Annotated in this window: 13 protein-coding genes and 1 pseudogene; 10 read left to right on the forward strand and 4 right to left on the reverse strand. The window is 46.5% G+C overall.

Annotated elements, in window-relative coordinates; translation table 11 throughout:
* Positions 1–315: 315 nt before the first annotated feature.
* The gene (locus A6049_RS28225) at positions 316–492 is read left to right on the forward strand and encodes an aspartyl-phosphate phosphatase Spo0E family protein (RefSeq protein WP_053782597.1); all 177 of its coding nucleotides are present in this window, start codon (positions 316–318) and stop codon (positions 490–492) included.
* Positions 493–610: 118 nt separating this feature from the next.
* Here A6049_RS28225 and A6049_RS28230 read toward each other — a convergent pair whose 3' ends face one another.
* Entirely contained in the window at positions 611–1,540 is a 930-nt protein-coding gene (locus A6049_RS28230) for a response regulator (RefSeq protein WP_063567769.1), read from the reverse strand.
* 447 nt (positions 1,541–1,987) lie between these two features.
* Between A6049_RS28230 and A6049_RS28235 the strand changes: the two genes are divergently transcribed.
* Positions 1,988–3,406 carry an alanine/glycine:cation symporter family protein gene (locus A6049_RS28235; RefSeq protein ID WP_063567770.1) on the forward strand — a complete coding sequence of 473 codons (1,419 nt, stop codon included), beginning with the start codon at positions 1,988–1,990 and terminating at the stop codon, positions 3,404–3,406.
* Between the two features lie 210 nt (positions 3,407–3,616).
* On the opposite strand, the gene A6049_RS28240 is transcribed toward A6049_RS28235, so the two are convergent.
* On the reverse strand, positions 3,617–4,471 hold the full coding sequence (locus tag A6049_RS28240) for a methyl-accepting chemotaxis protein (RefSeq protein ID WP_063567771.1): 855 nt from the start codon (positions 4,469–4,471) through the stop codon (positions 3,617–3,619).
* Between the two features lie 271 nt (positions 4,472–4,742).
* Between A6049_RS28240 and A6049_RS28245 the strand changes: the two genes are divergently transcribed.
* Entirely contained in the window at positions 4,743–5,435 is a 693-nt protein-coding gene (locus A6049_RS28245) for a Crp/Fnr family transcriptional regulator (RefSeq protein WP_063567772.1), read from the forward strand.
* A 147-nt stretch (positions 5,436–5,582) separates the two neighbouring features.
* On the opposite strand, the gene pepT is transcribed toward A6049_RS28245, so the two are convergent.
* Positions 5,583–6,821, reverse strand: coding sequence for a peptidase T (pepT, locus tag A6049_RS28250; protein ID WP_063567773.1), 1,239 nt, complete (start codon positions 6,819–6,821; stop codon positions 5,583–5,585).
* A gap of 315 nt (positions 6,822–7,136) precedes the next feature.
* Here pepT and A6049_RS28255 point away from each other — a divergent pair, with 315 nt between their 5' ends.
* The gene (locus A6049_RS28255; RefSeq protein ID WP_063567774.1) at positions 7,137–8,171 is read left to right on the forward strand and encodes an NADH:flavin oxidoreductase/NADH oxidase; all 1,035 of its coding nucleotides are present in this window, start codon (positions 7,137–7,139) and stop codon (positions 8,169–8,171) included.
* 181 nt (positions 8,172–8,352) lie between these two features.
* Here A6049_RS28255 and A6049_RS28260 read toward each other — a convergent pair whose 3' ends face one another.
* Complete coding sequence (locus A6049_RS28260; RefSeq protein ID WP_063567775.1) at positions 8,353–9,135, reverse strand: class I SAM-dependent methyltransferase; 783 nt, start codon at positions 9,133–9,135, stop codon at positions 8,353–8,355.
* Between the two features lie 274 nt (positions 9,136–9,409).
* On the opposite strand from A6049_RS28260, the gene A6049_RS28265 reads away from it, so the two are divergent.
* The 6 genes and pseudogenes from A6049_RS28265 to A6049_RS28290 form a co-directional block, all read left to right on the forward strand.
* Positions 9,410–9,832, forward strand: coding sequence for an SRPBCC family protein (locus A6049_RS28265; protein WP_063567776.1), 423 nt, complete (start codon positions 9,410–9,412; stop codon positions 9,830–9,832).
* A 216-nt stretch (positions 9,833–10,048) separates the two neighbouring features.
* The gene (locus A6049_RS28270) at positions 10,049–13,147 is read left to right on the forward strand and encodes a hybrid sensor histidine kinase/response regulator (protein WP_063567777.1); all 3,099 of its coding nucleotides are present in this window, start codon (positions 10,049–10,051) and stop codon (positions 13,145–13,147) included.
* 99 nt (positions 13,148–13,246) lie between these two features.
* The gene (locus A6049_RS28275; RefSeq protein ID WP_063567778.1) at positions 13,247–14,407 is read left to right on the forward strand and encodes a response regulator; all 1,161 of its coding nucleotides are present in this window, start codon (positions 13,247–13,249) and stop codon (positions 14,405–14,407) included.
* A gap of 27 nt (positions 14,408–14,434) precedes the next feature.
* The gene (locus tag A6049_RS28280) at positions 14,435–15,781 is read left to right on the forward strand and encodes a cryptochrome/photolyase family protein (protein WP_063567779.1); all 1,347 of its coding nucleotides are present in this window, start codon (positions 14,435–14,437) and stop codon (positions 15,779–15,781) included.
* A gap of 250 nt (positions 15,782–16,031) precedes the next feature.
* On the forward strand, positions 16,032–17,207 hold the full coding sequence (locus A6049_RS28285; RefSeq protein ID WP_063567780.1) for an acyltransferase: 1,176 nt from the start codon (positions 16,032–16,034) through the stop codon (positions 17,205–17,207).
* Between the two features lie 398 nt (positions 17,208–17,605).
* Positions 17,606–18,345 (forward strand): annotated as a pseudogene (locus A6049_RS28290) (hypothetical protein); the annotation flags it as partial.

Raw genomic sequence — 18,345 nt, forward strand, 5'->3', positions numbered from 1 at the left:
ATCGATATAGGGTAACCCCTTGGGTAAGCCTTAGATAGAGAGGTGTTTTTTTTGGTTTTTTTAACATACACAATAATGACACAACTGTTTGATTATGAAGTTAGTGGGGAAAATTTGCTCGTGAAATTGTAATCCAACCTTCAATTAGGCGTTGCAGAGCCATTTTCGGATCGTCTTCTAGGGATAGCTATAGAGACTTTCAAAAATTGGAGAAGGATACAAAACATCCATGTGAACTATGCCATATGTTAATCCAACTATAGATTGACAGGAAAACCTAAAATGTAACACAGAAATAGGGAGGGATTAGACGCGATGGTTATGAGTTTGGAATTGAAAAATCAAATAGAGAAAGCCAGACATAACCTTCATATGTTGGTAGAGCATAACGAGGGTAGATTTGGACATCCCGATGTGCTTCAGCAGTCCATGGTACTGGATGAATTGATCAATGAGTATAATCGAATGCACTTAAGCAAGCCGAGGGCTTGATGGATATAGATGAGCTTTTTTTGCATGCGCACATGATAATAGCTGGAATAGACAGCAGGAAGAACGAATGCTGTATCATTCCAGTTCAATCATGAGCGCATGTTTTTTTTGTTACTCCTCAATGCAACAGCCGCTTGGCTTCCAGATACAGTACCTGAACGAACTTTTTGGTATTAATGCGGGTCTGGGACAAGGAGGGCTCCACATTGTTTTGTAGTTCCAGCATTTTCTTGCGAATCTCCGTAAAGTCAAAGAACTTCGACGCGTAATTCTCAAACTTCGGATGTGTGTAATCCGTGAGTCCGAGCGATACGACATGGCTTAATGTTTGGAAAATTGCACGGCGAACGCGCTGCTCAGATGCTTTAATCTCCTTCGTTACTTCCGCTGGTGAGGCATCGGAACCCAGTTTGCGTATGGCTACATTCTGGAAGATATCCTTAAGTGATGGGAACGTGTATGGAGAGAGCTTATGCTCCTCCGTTTCAATCTGCTCCAGGTATTCCAGCATGTCCAGCAAATCTCTGCTGCCCGCTTCTCCGATCATGCCCATCTCGGATAGCAGGAAATGTCCTGCGGTCGTAATTGTTTTGTCGGGGGCTGGTGTTGAAGCACGTTCGGAAGATTGCAGTCTAGACAGTCCTTGCAACGTACGCTGAATATCTGCGATGGATTGCTGCATACGCAGACGCTCGTCCACCAGACGCAGAACAGACAGGATCTCCAGCCGATTAATCGGCTTCGTAATATAATATTCGATGCCAAGCGAATAGGCTTCCCCGATCATATTTTTCGACTCAATCTGGGAGATCATCACGATCTTGCCATCGAACCTTCCTTCAAGTGCACGTATCGTCTGAATCCCGTCTCGCTGCGGCATGAGCAGATCAATCAGCAGTACATCCACCTTATGCAGCTCCAGCAGTTCAGCATGAATATGAGCTCCATCTTCAGCTTCCCCCGCAATCTCGCCGAGCCCCTCATCTTCAATAATATCCATCAGCATGGATCGAATCCCAGGATCATCATCCACAATAAAATAACGCATTTCCGTGTCCTCCTTTCTGATTAAGTTAACTCCTATATATTCCGTTCTCTGCATCTATAAATGATCTTTCCCTGCTATTAATGTCCCCTATTATCATACTTGGTTGTATATCCTGATGTGAAGACCCGTGCATGCTAACAAATATGTCAGATAAAGTGACAGTGAATGGATAAACGTTGCTTATTTATAAAAAATTTAAATGTTTCTGTGTAGGTATTTGTCGGTTTCCGTAGATGCCCCTGTAGTATAGGTAACATCCGAAAATGTGGATTCCGAGATATGCAGAATGGTACAAACGATCTCTTAACCTATCGTACTTCAGCACAAAACGGTCCGTCTGAGGCGATAGAACTGCATGCCTTTATGAAGTAGTATGAGAATTTTTCGCTCAGTCATACAGCTGGGGAACGCTTTTTAACGAACCATCAACGAAAAGGGGCATTGCCAATGGAGCAAACAATACAAGATATTATTGCAGTTTTCAATGATTTTCTATGGTCCAAGCTGTTAATCATCTTGTTGGTCGTATGTGGTTTGTATTTTACGACCAAGACCCGGTTCATGCAATTCCGCATGATTGGAGATATGGTGAAAGTGCTCAAGGAGCCAAAGAGCAAGGAGCCCGGCAAAATTTCGCCGTTTCAGGCATTCTGTATCAGTATGGCAGCGCGCGTGGGAACCGGGAATATTACCGGTATTGCACTGGCAATCGCACTGGGGGGACCAGGGGCTGTATTCTGGATGTGGGTTATCGCGATTTTTGGTTCGGCTTCGAGTTTTGTGGAGAGTACGCTTGCTCAAATTTATAAAATCAAAGATAAGGGCGGATTCCGCGGGGGTCCTGCTTATTATATGGAGCGTGGCCTCGGGAAACGATGGATGGGGATATTGTTCGCAATTCTCATCACGTTGTCGTTCGGTTTGGTCTTTAATGCTGTGCAGTCCAACACGATTACAGTCGCATTCAAAAATTCATTCGGCATCGATCGGTTGACGGTAGGTATTATTATGGCCGTTGTGTTTGCGGCAATCATCATGGGTGGTGTTAAACGGATTGCCAAGGCGTCCGAATACATCGTTGTTGTTCTTGCTGTGCTGTATATTGGCGTGGCTGCATTTGTTGTTCTGTCGAACATCACACAGCTTCCGGCCATGATTGCGCTGATTGTGAAAAATGCCTTCGGCATTGAACAGGTCGCTGGTGGTACACTTGGAGCCGCGCTGATGAATGGTGTCAAACGTGGTTTGTTCTCCAATGAGGCGGGTATGGGTAGTGCGCCGAATGCTGCGGCTACGGCGGATACAACACATCCGGTCAAACAAGGGCTTATTCAGGCGTTTGGCGTGTTGACGGATACCTTGGTCATTTGTACAAGCACGGCCATGATTATTTTGCTATCAGGTGTATACAAAGGTTCCAATCTGGGTGGAATTGAATTAACTCAAGCGGCATTAAGTGTGCATATGGGTTCATGGGCGTCCGGATTTTTGGCAGTGATGGTGTTCCTGTTTGCCTTTAGTACGCTCATCGGGAATTATTACTACGGGGAGACCAATATTGAGTTTATCAAATCCAATAAAGGTTGGCTGTGGGTATACCGTGTGTGTGTTATCGCGATGGTGCTGTTCGGTGCCGTTGCCAAGGTCCAGCTGGTATGGGATTTGGCCGACCTATTCATGGGGCTGATGGTTGTGGTGAATCTGATTGCCATCCTGATGCTGTCCAAGGTGACATTCGATGCGCTGAAAGATTACAAGAAACAAAAGGCCGAAGGACGTGACCCGATCTTTACTCGGGACCGTATTCACATTCCGGGCGAAGTGGAATGCTGGGAGTCGGAGGCCGAGGTAGTAGGAACAAAATGAAGTGAAGTTGCTAAATAAAGAAGAAATAACGGATACAAATACAACAAGAGATCCACATACACTACGATAAAAAGACAAATGAAAAAACAGGACTTAGAATTTCCGTCACGGGGACGGGGATTCCAAGTCCTGTTTATTACATATAAAGTAGTTAATGTTCAGTATATCTGGTGGAATGGGTAACCATCCTATCGGGAGATGTACCTGCCCTTAATCGTTCACAGAGTAACTGATGAGTTGTTCAGACAGAGCTTTCATGCGTTCTCCGGCTTCATTCAGCTTCTCGATGACATCCGTAAAGGAGGATACGAGCGTGGCTTGCTCCTGAGAAGAAGCTGCAATCTGGGATACTTCGACTTCCATCTGTTTAATAACCTGTTGTACATCTTTCAAGCTGATATCAATATCGCTGGTAGCCTGTTTGGCATCGACAGAAAGTTTGCGCACTTCCGTTGCGACCACACCAAAGCCTGCTCCGGCTTCACCTACACGCGCAGCTTCGATAGCGGCATTGAGCCCAAGCAAGTTGGTCTGTTCAGAAATTTCACGAATGAACCCGGCAACCTTGTTGATCTGAGACGAATTCTTTACCGCCAGGCGTGTATTCTCCAGAATCTGTTCGCTGGTGGCCTGCAATTCCTCCGCATGAGCGGCAACGTGCTGGACCATTTCAACCAGGTTTCCATTAATCGTTTGGTTTTCTTGTATAATAGCTTCAAGCTGATTCTGGTTCGATTGATCATACGATACGCAGAAAATAGCAACGACCTGATGATTGTCATCAAAGATCGGTATATTAAGGACATCCAGCTCAATACCGTAGTATTCTGCCGGCAGGTGGGTCAGAGAGGCTTCGTTTCCGTTCTTGAGAGCGGTGAAGTTCTTATATCCATCCAAAAGAGGATCGCCTTCGTTGAATCCGAGATTGAACTTTTCAGTGGAGACAGAATACAATACCTTCTCGTGATCATACACCGTTAGACTGGCTGGTTCTCTAAGAATCAGACGGATATAAGGCATTACTTTCAAAAGGGCATCTACAACGTTCATAGTAGGTCGAACCATCCTTTCTTTATTTGGATTCTAAATTAGCAGTTGTAACTATGCTTATTGCTTTATCTTTCATCGGATAAGAGTGCGCTATCATGTACTCCTTTTTTCATAAAATATTGTCATTTAGAAGGCTGAATTTTAGAATATTTCCCATTTAAATGAATGTATTGGATATAAAATCTAGTTGTAACTATTTTTATATCAAGATATTTGTACGAACCTATATCGTTTATGGGACATGTGTCCATTGTATATGTAGATTCACACAGGGGGGTTATCCGAGATGAGAGAAATTATGGACTTTGGATTGTTGCGCCAGCTTGCGCGGGAGCATGGCCTGGATCAGGTGCTCGACGAACCTGCGCTTGCTGAATTAAGGTTGCTCGAAGCCTCCAAAGGTGAGATTATATGTGCCAAAGGTGAACGTCCCGAACGATTATATTTTCTCGTCCAGGGTAAGCTCAAGATTTATACAACACTGCCGAATGGCAAGTCTTTGTTGCTTCGTTTCAGTATGCCTCCTGCGCTGGTAGGTGATCTGGAGCTGGTCAATGGCAAGGAAGCCAAAAACACGGTGGAATCCGTCAATAAGAGCCTGCTGCTCGGTGTAAGCTATCGCTATCTCAAGAATACATATGCTGAAAACCCGAAGTTTCTCCATTTTATGCTCAGTCATGTGACCCACAAATTATATACCTTCTCGAATCTGTCGAGTCTTAATCTGCTTTATCCTGTCGAGAGCCGTTTTGCAAGCTATTTGCTGTCCACGATGGAGCAGGGGGAGCAGATCACAGAAGAAATCCAGACTTCCAAGCTGACAGAACTGGCGGATATGCTGGGCACGAGCTATAGACATTTGAACCGAGTGATCCATGACCTCCGCGACCGTGAAATCATCCGCAAAGAACAGCGCAACATTGTCATCTGCAATCTGGAGCAGTTGCGCGAAATTGCGGGAGGTAATATGTACGAATAAATAAGGATAGTTCTGCTATTTTACAGCATTCTTAAACCATTAGTACGACAAAAACACCCTCTGCATGTCCTATGCCAGAGGGTGTTTTGCATCCACCTGTCGGTGGATGATCCATTTGAATTGCTGTGCTGTAGCTTTATGTTTGAATTAAATATCTCCACGCTGTTCAAATAATTGAGCGATTTCCACGATGACCTGTGTGGCCTTCACCATATTATCAACCGATACATATTCGAATTTGCCGTGATAGTTCTCTCCACCCGTGAAGATGTTGGGTGTAGGCATACCCATGTACGAGAGCTGGGAACCGTCTGTACCTCCCCGAATTGGGCGGATGACAGGCTCGATATCCAGGCGAGTCATCGCTTCATGTGCAATATCGACGATCTGGCGCACAGGTTCGATTTTCTCACGCATGTTATAGTATTGATCATTCAATTCAATGGAAATGCTTTTCTCGCCATATTTGCTTTTCAATTCGCCCACGACATCCAACAAATACGCTTTACGTTCCTCAAACTTCTCCCGGTCGAAGTCCCGGATGATGTAGCTCATCTTGGTCAGTTCGACGTCTCCCTCGATAGATAACAAATGATAGAATCCTTCATAACCTTCTGTGAATTCGGGAGCTTCCTCCGCAGGTAGTCGGCGGTTCAACTCCATCGCAATTTTAGCGGAATTGACCATCTTGTTTTTGGCTGTGCCCGGGTGCACGTTGGTGCCCCGTACTGTGATTTTGGCAGCCGCCGCGTTGAAACTTTCGAATTCCAGCTCACCGAGAGGTCCGCCGTCCACCGTGTAGGCATATTTGGCGCCAAAAGCAGGCACATCGAACTTATGCGGCCCACGGCCAATCTCTTCATCCGGGGTAAAAGCAACACGAATCTTTCCGTGTTTTAATTCCGGGTGTTCAATCAGGTAGGCCATTGCCGTCATGATCTCGGTAATACCGGCTTTATTGTCCGCACCAAGCAGTGTTGTGCCATCTGTTGTAATCAGGGTGTGGCCTTTATATTCACGCAGTTCAGGGAAATCAGTGGTGGATAATACTACATCCAATTCCTGATTCAGCACAATATCCTGTCCATCATAGTTGTCGATAACCTGTGGTTTGACATCTTTGCCTGTGAAGTCGGTTGCTGTATCCAGATGAGCGAGGAAACCGATCACTGGAACATCCTTGTCGGTGTTGGATGGCAATGTCGCCATTACGTAGCCGTTATCATCCATGGTCACTTCCTGCAATCCAATGGATTTACATTCTTCAACCAGGTATTTACCCAAGACCAGCTGGCCTGGTGTGGAAGGGCAGGTTTCACTATTTTCATCGGATTGCGTATCCATTTGAGCATAGGTTGTCAGTCTTTGAATTAAAATATCTTTCACCAGTAATCGCTCCTTTGGCTCGGTTTATTATAGTTGGGTATATTATAACCTGTATGTCTGTATGGCTATCATATCATGTTTTAGATTCATTTCGAGTTGTGGTGAATGCATCAGAGGAAAGGGTCGACTAGGTATAAAAAAGGGTACTATCTCACAAAAAAGTACGTACTTGTATTTCTATAGGTTAGGTTCATAATAGTGATTGAGGATTTGAAGCAGGACAACTGCGGCAAGCATGGGCAGCTGTTTTCCGATCTGGAAAACAAGGAATTGCCTCAACATATATCATCGTATTGAATAGGAGATGTAATTGAAATGACAGAGAAATTATTTTCCCCGTATCAATTCAAGGGACTTCAACTAAATAACCGTGTCGTCATGGCACCGATGTGCCAATATTCCGTTACTGCCAAAGACGGTATTCCGAACGATTGGCATCAGGTACACTATGTAAGCCGTGCGGTTGGGGGTACAGGATTGATCGTGATTGAGATGACGGATGTTGATCCAGACGGACGTATTACCGACAATGATTTGGGCATCTGGTCAGATGAACACATTCCTGCCTTTACCAAGCTGGTGGATGGCATTCACGCTTATGGCTCCAAGGTGGCGATTCAGATCGCGCATGCTGGACGTAAAGCAGAGGATGCGGCTCGACCTGTAGCTCCATCGGTGGTTACCTTCCCTGGAGAGAGCTTCAATACGCCACATGCTTTAACTACAGAGGAAACACAAGCCATGGTACAGAAGTTTGCGGACGGTGTACGCCGCGCAGTAGCTGCTGGGGTCGATGCTATTGAGCTGCATGGTGCACATGGTTACCTCATCCACCAGTTCCATTCTCCGCTGATGAACCATCGCGAGGATGCGTATGGACAGGATCTTTCCCGTTTTGGTGTCGAGATTATTCATGCAGTGAAAAAAGAAATGCCTGAAGATATGCCTCTGATTATGCGGATTTCGGCAGTGGAGTACGCTGATGGCGGATATGATATTGATCATACCATTGAAATTTCCCGTGCCTATCAGGCAGCAGGCGTGGATATATTCCACATTAGCTCCGGTGGTGAAGGGGCTTCCGGACAACGTAAACCGGGTAACTACCCTGGTTACCAAGTGCCTTTTGCTCGTCGTTTCCGTGAAGAACTGAACGTTCCTGTCATTGCGGTAGGTATGCTTGAGGATTCAGCACTGGCTCAAGCGGTTATCGGCAACGGTGATGCAGATCTGGTCGCGGTTGGCAGAGGTATGCTGCGTGATCCTTACTGGGCGACTCATGCAGCTCTAGAACTGGGTGTTAGCAAAGATAAAGCGCCTGTTGCACAGCCATATTCCCGCGGATACTGATCTTAATTAGAACATTTATATAAATGCAATTAATAAGGGATGTCCCATAAGTCATGAACATGACGGAGGACATCCCTTTTCTGTATCATTAAGATCTAACGAACCGTAGGCACGTTTCTTCCTCGATCTTGGATCCTTCCCGGTGAGATCGATTCGTTAGCGCTTTGGCCTGAAAGTGAAATCACTTCGAGGGTATTCCTCGTGTAGCTTCAAACACAAATTTCTGATCAGAACGCGAAGGTGCCTGTTTGGGATCGAAGTCAGCATATACAACAACGTCGATGAAACCGATCTGTTCCAGAATCATACGCAGCTCCTCCACACCGTACCAACGTAATGCAAGTTGTTGCAGTTCTGTGGCTATGAGGGTGCCATGACGCCACTTTTCATAGCGAATTAAACTTACTTTGTACTGCTGAAGCATATTGACTTCGATGTCTTTGCTCTCCATTGTAATCGTATCGCCGTCCGGTAATTTAACAGTCGAGGTGCCTGAGTAGTATGAAGTCGTATTTGTTACATCGGGTAGAAAGAGGTCCAGCACAAGTCGACCTCCCGGTTCCAGATGTTGATACAGATTACGCAGGGCCTTTATGGAAGCCTGCCTGTCTTGAATAAGCAGCAGGGAGCCTGCGGCAATTATAATGACTTCATACCGGTAAGGAAGATCAAGTGTCTCCAGATCAGCAGCGAACAATTCAGGCATGGGCAATTCCCGCATGGAGCAAAGAGCACGGCATGAATCGAGCATATCCGTTGAATAATCAAGACCGTCTACGTTCAAACCAGCCTCAAGTAATGGAATTAGCATTCGACCTGAACCAGACATCGCTTCCAGGATGCGTCCATTGCAGTTCGTCAGATAATCACGGTAAAATTCAATATCGCCTCCAAGAGATTGACCAACGGGTTTGGTGGCATTATAAACCTCGGTACATAATGGACCATAATAACTAAAAGACATGTAACGTTTCCTCCACAACATAATTAAAATAAGAATGTGGAAGGGACTAGCTACGAAATGTTTATCCCTTCCGGCAACGGTTGGAATTGAATTTTTCAGAGCAGACTATCATGAGAAATCACACACCTTTTATGTAATATGTTCCAATTATAGGGTGGGTTTGAGAGCCGGTCAACAAAGCGCCTGCCAGAGTACCTGTTGTTAGCAGAATATATTTGACACACATCATCTAATCTTGAACAATGAGTTATATCCATTTAGAAGGAGAGATATCATGGAATCTTCAAGTGCATTGCCAGATATTCGGGAGCAGCTGTTGCTTCACGCGCCTGTGGAGAAAGTATGGGGGATTGTATCGACGTCAAAAGGCTTGGAATCATGGTTTATGCCAAGCAATCTAGAGCCAGTGGAAGGGCATGAATTTATACTGGAAGCTGGACCCTTCGGAAAATCACCGTGTAAAGTTACGGAAGTTCAGCCGCCACGCAAGCTGTCATTCCAATGGGGTAAGGACTGGACGCTTACGTTTGAACTGACGGAGCAAGGACAAGACACCGACTTTACCTTGATTCACAGTGGCTGGGACGCGGACAAACTGACTGAATTTGGACAGGCTCATGCCATCATTCGTGAACGGATGGAGCAGGGATGGGCTGGAATCGTGCAGAAACTGGCCCAGGTCGTTGGACAAGCGTAAGGAAACGAGAAAAGTAAAACAGATAGCCAACAAGTTCAAAAAAGTCACAGGTCCTACTCCGGTCTGCATTCCGGTAGCTGAGCCTGTGGCTTTTTTGACGTTAAAATATCATGTAAGAACTATTTCCGTCAGCAACAGAAACGTGTAACATGGAGTTATAGGTATAAAACGACAAAATTAGACGTCTCTCGCCATGGAGGCGGAAGGATTACATAGATGAGAAAACACTGGATTATGCTCACCATTAGCTTTATATGTATTGTTGTTTTTCCTCTGGGTTCCATTGTACAGACGATATTTACCGAGCGCGGCAACCCTCATGCGAATGATGGGGTTATGGACCTGACCGGCTGGAATTTCGATAGACAGGGGGCTGCTTCCCTGGATGGTACGTGGGATTTCTATCCGGGCCAATTGTTGGCACCCGTTGACTTTGAGGCGGATGTCTCCGGACGCAAGCCACTTTCCAAGCCTCTCCCCATCCATGTCCCATCCCGATGGAATGGAACTCTTGGAGAGGCGCACGGGTATGGGACCTATCATTTGCGTGTTCGCATTCCCCCGAGATTAGAGAAGAACGATTATGGGATACGTACTCAAAATATCCGCATGGCCCATCGTTTATTCATAGATGGCAAAGAGATTGGCGGCAAAGGGCTGCCAGGTACAACGGAAAATACCGATATTCAGCTCAATTTGCCTTTTACGGGATTTACCTCCATAGAAGGTGATGTCGCAGATATTATCATTCAGGTATCGAATTACAGCTACTCGTCTGGCGGCATTGTTGCATCCATTTTGTTCGGAGACGAGCACAGCATTCTGAAAGGCCAACAGCAGGACTGGCTCAAGGATCTGATGACACTGTTCGGATTTATTCTGCCAGCGGCCTTCTTCCTGATGCTCTTCCGGCTGCGGCGCAGTGAAAAAGAGCTCCGGTATCTGGGGTTATTCAGCCTGTCCGGTGCGATGTACGCATTGACTCATGGAGAGAAGTTGCTGGGAACCCTGTTACCGTTCTTAACGAATAATGAAATTCTGCGGCTTCAACTAATCAGCGCGGCTCTTGCGTATTATTTCTTGCTCCGTTATATGGATGCGCTTGTACCTGGAGCTGTTCATCAATGGTTTGTTCGCTTGGGTGTGGTTCTGGTACTCGTCCAATGCACGGTGGGTCTAACATTGTCTCCTGTTCTGTTCTCCATGCTGGAGCTGCCCATGCTGCTGATCTCACTCGTGGTGATTGGTTACACGCTGCGAGCCATGCTCCATTGGCTGAAAAGTCGACCGAATGACGGTCATTTTGTCCTGATGAGCATGATGAGTATATTCATGGTGGTTGTGCTGCACACCGTTGGTGCTTTCACTACCGTGGATACGACATTTCTAGCACTGTATGAACTGCTGTTATTTGTCTTTGCACAGATGATTCTAACAGCGATTCGGTTTGCACAGTCATTCCGTGAAGTTGAAGCGTTGTCTGAACGTTTGCTTGCCATCGACAGTCTCAAGGATGAGTTTATGGCGAATACGTCCCATGAACTGAGAACTCCCCTTCACGGCATCATTAATATAGCTCAATCGATGCTGGAAGGGGCGGCCGGGGCGGTCACACCCAAGCAGGCCAAAAATCTGTCCATGATCACCTCAACTGGAAAGCGGCTTTCGCTGCTGGTAAACGATATTCTGGACTTTTCCAAGCTCAAGAATGGTGAAATTGAATTAAAACGGAGTGCTGTGGACCTCGAATCCGTTGCCCGAACGGTCGTTGAAGTCTCCGGTTTTACCTTTGAAGATAAACCGGTTGTACTGATCCAGCAATGGCCTCCAGCGTTGCCGTTGGTTGAAGCGGACGAGGATCGCCTAAGGCAGATTCTGTACAACCTGCTGGGCAATGCGTATAAGTACACGAAGCAGGGTGAGATTCGTATCTATGCTCGTGTGGATGGAGCTATGGTGACGGTATCTGTCGCCGATACAGGTGTCGGTATCACCCGAGATAAACTGGAAGATATATTTCAGTCTTACGAACAGGGCAATGGAACAAGTGAGAGGGTTAACGGGGGAACTGGTCTTGGACTGAGTATCACTCGCAAACTGGTCGAGCTTGGGGGAGGGACCATCTGGGTAGAATCGGAGCCAGGTGAAGGTTCGACCTTTCATTTTACCCTGCCTATTGTGCAGTTCCCTTTGCTGCAAGCGAGTTCGAGACTTGTTGCAGCCCAATATGTATCTACCCAAGAAAGAAGAGCGCAGGATACGGCAGCAGCAATGGATTGGGATGAGACGGATGATAATCTGGAAGCAGAGCATACCATTCTGATTGTGGACGATGATCCTGTGAATCGACAGGTATTGTTCAATCTTCTATCAACGGAACGTTACCGTGTCATTGCAGCAGATAGCGGGGCAGCAGCACTGAAGCTTCGTGAAGAACACCCCTTCATTGATCTTGTCATTACAGACTGGATGATGCCGCAAATGTCCGGGCTTGAGCTGTGTCGCAAGCTGCGTGAGAACAGTTCCTTGTCCGAGTTGCCCATTCTAATGCTGACAGCTCGTGGGCTGCCAGAGGATATCAAAATGGGATTCCAGGCAGGAGCAAATGATTTTCTGAGCAAACCTGTGGATGCAGGTGAATTGCGTGCAAGAGTACGGACGTTAATTGAGATGCGTACCTCGGTACAGGAGGTTGTTCGTACGGAAATGGCTTTTTTGCAGGCCCAGATCAAACCGCACTTTCTATATAACGCGCTCAACGTCATCATAGCGACATGCGCCGTCAATCCGGATAAAGCGACCGATTTGCTTATTGAACTGAGTCATTACTTGCGAGGAAGTTTCGACTTCCAGAACCGCGACCAACTGGTTCCACTAGCGAAGGAACTGGAGTTAGTGGAGTCCTATGTACATCTGGAACAAGCACGTTTCGAGGAACGTTTGGTGGTCCATTATGATATCGACCCAGATGTTCGTCTTTACCTGCCACCGCTTAGTATTCAACCGCTTGTGGAGAATGCGATTCGTCATGGGGTGATGGAACGTGCTGCAGGCGGCATGGTTAACCTGGGCATTACCAGGGAGGATGAACACATCGTCATTGTGGTACAGGATGATGGAGTAGGCATACCTCCTGAGCGTTTGGCTCAGGTAAGTTCAGGGCGAATCGAAGGTCCTGGAGGTGTAGGGCTACAGAATATTAATCGGCGCCTGTTGTCTTTATATGGTCAAGGGCTGGAGATTCAGAGTCATTCGGGGAAAGGAACGCTAATACGGTTTCGCATACCTGTGGAGAAGAAAAATGGTTCCAAATAATGGGCCGAGTTAGGCGAATTTGGTTAACAGATTATTAAACGAATGCCAAGATAATCGGTATTCCCATTGAATAATTCACGGCAGGAGGCTGGAAGAGCGATGAAAGCCATTGTAATCGATGACGAGAAACCGGCGCAGCTTCATCTGGAACGCCTGTTACGATCGGATGGGCGGATTACCCCCGTGCAGTGTTTTTCAACAGCCCGTGCCGGTCTGGATTTTCTGGCAAAAGAGCGTGTGGACGTTGTGTTTCTGGACATTGGCATGCCGGAAATGAATGGACTGGAAGCGGCTGAATATATACAGCAATTGGACAGCAGTATTCGCATTATATTTATAACGGCTTACGCCGATCATGCGGTTGAAGCCTTTGAACTTCAGGCGCTGGATTATGTGCTGAAGCCGGTAAGTTCAGCGAGGCTTGCCAAAACGATCGATCGCATTGCCGCAGGCATGATATCCTCATCCTCTCAGGTTGCTGCAACCGCTGAGGTTCAGGAATCTGAGGCTGTGGAGTTGGATACCCGTGTGCCTGGATTGCTTACTTTTAAACATCTGGATATCTACAGAAGCTTGGATCAGGAAGCAGAGAAGCACAAGTGGCGCACAGCCAAATCGCAAGAACTGTTTGCTTTTTTGTTTCACCATAGAGGGGATTGGGTAAGCAAAGAGATTCTGCTCGATAAGTTGTGGGCGGATGTCTCGCAAGAGAAAGGGCTAACGCATCTGCATACTTCCGTTTATCAGATCCGTAAACTGCTGAAAGAATGGAACATGACGGGCAAGTTGGAATACAACATGAACCGCTATCGTTTGTTATCGGGTAATCTGGTGAGTGATGTAGAGCAGTTCGAGCAAGGTATGGCATACGCTGACGTTACATCAGACAATGTCGATCAACTGCGGGATATCGTCCCCCTCTACCGTGGTGACTATCTGGAGGAGCATGATTATCGCTGGGCTCAAGCCAAAGCGAGAGATCTGAGAAGTAAGTATATAGGACTGGTTATGGATATCGCGGAATGGGACATGAAGCATGGACGGGGCAAGGAAGCGATGGAGCAGTTGAGTGAACTACAGGAACGGGAGCCATATGCCGAAGAAATCTGCCGATTAATGATGAGGGTAAGTGCATCCATGGATGATCAACAAGCCATACTCAGAATATATCATTCATTTACGCTGACCCTGCTTGAGGAACTGGGACATCAACCGGAGCCGGAGACAAGCAGGCTGTATGAAGATTTAACGGCAAAGTAGGCAGAAGTTCAGGCAGGAGGATGAAGCATGAAGTTATTCATACATCGCAAAGATTTGCGCACAGATGACCTGGTCGCATTCGATTATTTACTGCACCAGGATGCAGAGAGTCTGCATGTGCTCATCTATGATCCGTTTCTGCTGCGGCAAGGTCGTGAACAGGAACATAGTGGAGTGAATTTTCTACAGCATGCTGTAGAGCTTGGTAAGCGGTACCGCGAGTCAGGCCGTACGCTGCACATGGCTTATGGCAAACCAGCTGAGGTGATTGATTATATTCTCGAACAGATGCAAGGTCGTGTAGATGAAGTTGTAGTTCATCGGGATATGACCCCATATGCAATTGAACGGGACCGTGGAATACGCAAGGTAACCGAGGAACGAGAAGTCTCATTTACGCAGCTGACGGATCATCTGCTGATGGATTTGAAGGGATTCGCTGATTTTACGGGCAAGTCCGAGCCATATAAAGTATTTGCTGCCTTCCACCGACGCTGGGTGGAATTCATGAATGAGCATCCTAATCCAGCTTCAACCACTACGGTTGCAGAGGTGAAGGTCAGTGATCAGCAGATAGAATGGCCAGAGACCTTCCAGGTACCACAACAATTGCTGGCATATGATGTATCTGATTTGAATGATCCTCATCTAATGTTGGATGGATTTTTATCTGATAGAATTGCCGATTACGGCGACCATCGGGATGAATATGAAGCTTATGAACCGAGCCGGCTCAGTTCTTATGTAGCTGTGGGGGCTGTATCCATCCGCAAGATGTACGATGCTGCGAAACGCACGGAGCATTCGGACGAGTGGATCAGACAATTGTGCTTCCGCGACTTCTATCTGTATCGGGCGGTGTATGAGAGTCATTATTTTACATATGAAAAGGTATATGATCTGTCGCTGCTCAGCGAGGTTCACTTCGAACGTTGGTGCAAGGCCGAAACAGGCATTCCGATTATCGACGCAGCGATGACGGAACTGAATGAGACTGGACATATGCCGAATCGGCTTCGTATTCTGACCGCAATGTTTCTTACCAAAAATCTGCAATGCCCGTTTACGCTAGGTGAAGCGTATTTCAGACGCAAGCTTCGTGACTATGACAATATTCAAAACCGGGGCAACTGGCTGTGGTGTGCATCACTTGGCGAGAATGCAGCTCCATACTTTCGGGTGAACAATCCGGTGACACAGTCAGAGAAGTATGATCCCCAAGGGGATTATATCCGCAAATGGCTGCCTGACCTGAAGGATTTGCATAGCAAAGAGATTCATCAGCCTCGCAAGGATGCCATTGTGGATCTGAAAACCTCAAGACAATCGGCTATTGAGATCTATAAACAAATTCTAGCTAGTCGTCAGCATTGAAGTTTACCATTTTCATCCCAGTGAACCAGCAATATTTTGGACAGATACGAAACAAGCTCGCAGGCCGCGTCATAGCGGTCTTTTTTACATATATAGACATGAAAAGACTGTGAAACATGTTGAATATTTAGGGAATTTTAAGAATTTGGACTACCCATCTTAAGCTTTATGCTTTTTAATAGATAGTGTGCTTATCGTATTAAGTCATCTTAGACATATCAACGAAACATATTAAGGAGAAACGCTAATTATGAGTGAAACAATCAAAAGAGAGCGAATCCCAGAGCTGAATCTCGTACGGGCAATGGCTATCATCGGCGTGCTGTGTGTGCATTCCACTTCATATGCGACGGTAGACATGACGGGTTCAGGGTATTACTGGCTGTACAATTTTATTAATATTTTTATGAAATATGGTACACCAACGTTTATTTTCATGAGCAGTTTTGTACTGTTCTATAACTATTATTCTCGCCCGCTAGATAAGAAGCTGGTCAGCAACTTCTACAAAAAAAGATTTGTTTACATTTTACTACCGTATTTCCTATTTTCATTAATGTATTTTGTTATCCTACACTTCACGCATTATCAGGGCCGTCCGTTCGGTGAATCAGCAGTAAGCTTCATAACGAAACTGTTCACTGGCAAGGCGTATACGCATCTGTACTTTGTATTTATTAATATGCAATTCTATCTTTTATTCCCGTTGGTATTGTGGCTGCTTAAGAAATATCCCTCAGTTGTCAAATGGTCGGTACCGATTGGGTTGCTCATTCAGTGGGCATTTATCGTAAGTAATAAATATGGCTTCCAGGTGCCGAACAAGGGAAGTTGGGCATTCTCGTACTTCTCTTATTTCATGCTGGGTGCATTTATCGGGGTATACTTTCCGAAGATTAAACAATGGTTTGTCATTAGTCGGGAAAATGCAACTAAAGCTCGTGTAGTTTCATGGATTTTGCTGTGGGCGGTATGGATTTTTGCCGGACTCGGCCATGTATACATTTATTATCTGTTGCGCCTGAAAATTGCGACATATAACACGCTGTGGTACGAGTTTTTCTGGAATCTGCATACGTTCGCCTGTGCGTTGGTGCTCATTCAGATTGCGTACCTGCTCTATCGCAAAGGACCATCGCTGATCGTTAAGCCGCTCAATCGGCTTGGGGCACTGTCCTTCGGTATTTATCTGATACATCCATTCTTCCTGTTGATCTATCGGAATTATCCACCACAAACCGGGGTATCCTGGCTGATTCACCTGTGGTACGCCGGAGGTTTTGGTGTGGCGTTAATCGCATCGTGGATTGTGGTTGGACTCACGGCAAGATTTGTTCCGTTTGCATGGGTAATATTCGGCAATTTGCCAAAACCGAAGCCACGTCTGGTACCACAACAAAACTCGGGACAACTCGACGTTCGTTAAAATATTTATGCTAATACAGGAATAATAAACCGTTTCTTGGTCGACCATTAGGGTTGAGCGGGGAACGGTTTTTTTGATTGCCGATTAGATTCATACATGGGGAACGGATGTTTCTTTTTCATAAGCGAAGGGTAATGAGAAGGCGGAACACAATTTATCATTTGATAAGCAGATAACTTTAAGAACAGGATTAAGGTGAGAACAATGACAACATGTGAACAATGCGGGAAACCGATGCAAGATATATTGGAATACGTGGAACACATCCTTCACGAATGCGTGGGGCAGACCCAGGAGTACAAGACCAAAGACTATGGGACATCTGGCTATGAGTGTGTTGGCGAGCAGATGTGATACAATAGAAAGAAACCGGATTCATACGGAACCGAGGTGACAACATGGAGATGGGCTCGGCCCCTTTCCGGCAGGAAATGACGGAACATGAAGCGCAACTGACCAAGACATGTATGTATTGCGGGCAAAAGCGACCTTTGTCCGAATTTCGACGAAGAACCGGAAAGCGGGCTGGCCCGGGAGCCAGACGTGGCGCTTGTCGTCACTGTCGTCAGCTCGGTGGACAAGCCGATAACGATAATACCTCACTCCGGCCTACGGATGAGGCGATAAAGAGTCATAAAGGTGCTGCGGCTGCACGGCCTTCTGCATCTGCAAGTCATACAGCAGAACGGATCGTCGATACAGCAAATAGTACGCCTTCTGTTGCTTCTACTTCAGAAAGACACGAGCAGTCTAAGCCGTCCGTAAGTTCATCTTCTTCGATGGAGGGTGAAACGGCTGACTTCGTTGCTTCTTCAACTGTTTCTTCGCCTTCGGGCAACCGCAAGAAGAGGAGAAGGAGGAGAAAGGCGAAGCGCCCAGAACTGCAGTCGGGTAATGAGCAAACGGAGCCGCTCTCCGGAACTGAGGTGGAGAGCGAGAAGGTAGATCAGCCGCAGACGAGGGCTGATCTGCAAGAAAGGGATTCGCAGACGCATACAGCGAATGCTGATCCATCTGCGAAGCGTGCCCGCGCGCGTATAGCCGCTGGCACGGATCGGGCCGCCGAGCAGGAGATGGCGGCGGCCAAAGCTCTGCTGCCAGCTAAGCCGCAAGGCCCGGCAGCAGAGCCAGGGGCTGC

It is taken from the genome of Paenibacillus sp. O199, from assembly GCF_001636635.1.
Lineage (GTDB): Bacteria > Bacillota > Bacilli > Paenibacillales > Paenibacillaceae > Paenibacillus > Paenibacillus marchantiae.

What these genes read in the sequence shown, in the direction of transcription:
- A6049_RS28255 (WP_063567774.1), top strand. Translation starts at nt 7,137, where the DNA reads ATGACAGAGAAATTATTTTCCCCGTATCAATTCAAGGGACTTCAACTA.
- A6049_RS28265 (WP_063567776.1), top strand. Translation starts at nt 9,410, where the DNA reads ATGGAATCTTCAAGTGCATTGCCAGATATTCGGGAGCAGCTGTTGCTT.
- A6049_RS28240 (WP_063567771.1), bottom strand. Translation starts at nt 4,471, where the DNA reads ATGGTTCGACCTACTATGAACGTTGTAGATGCCCTTTTGAAAGTAATG.
- A6049_RS28260 (WP_063567775.1), bottom strand. Translation starts at nt 9,135, where the DNA reads ATGTCTTTTAGTTATTATGGTCCATTATGTACCGAGGTTTATAATGCC.
- A6049_RS28275 (WP_063567778.1), top strand. Translation starts at nt 13,247, where the DNA reads ATGAAAGCCATTGTAATCGATGACGAGAAACCGGCGCAGCTTCATCTG.
- A6049_RS28230 (WP_063567769.1), bottom strand. Translation starts at nt 1,540, where the DNA reads ATGCGTTATTTTATTGTGGATGATGATCCTGGGATTCGATCCATGCTG.
- A6049_RS28225 (WP_053782597.1), top strand. Translation starts at nt 316, where the DNA reads ATGGTTATGAGTTTGGAATTGAAAAATCAAATAGAGAAAGCCAGACAT.
- A6049_RS28285 (WP_063567780.1), top strand. Translation starts at nt 16,032, where the DNA reads ATGAGTGAAACAATCAAAAGAGAGCGAATCCCAGAGCTGAATCTCGTA.
- A6049_RS28245 (WP_063567772.1), top strand. Translation starts at nt 4,743, where the DNA reads ATGAGAGAAATTATGGACTTTGGATTGTTGCGCCAGCTTGCGCGGGAG.
- A6049_RS28280 (WP_063567779.1), top strand. Translation starts at nt 14,435, where the DNA reads ATGAAGTTATTCATACATCGCAAAGATTTGCGCACAGATGACCTGGTC.
- A6049_RS28270 (WP_063567777.1), top strand. Translation starts at nt 10,049, where the DNA reads ATGAGAAAACACTGGATTATGCTCACCATTAGCTTTATATGTATTGTT.
- A6049_RS28235 (WP_063567770.1), top strand. Translation starts at nt 1,988, where the DNA reads ATGGAGCAAACAATACAAGATATTATTGCAGTTTTCAATGATTTTCTA.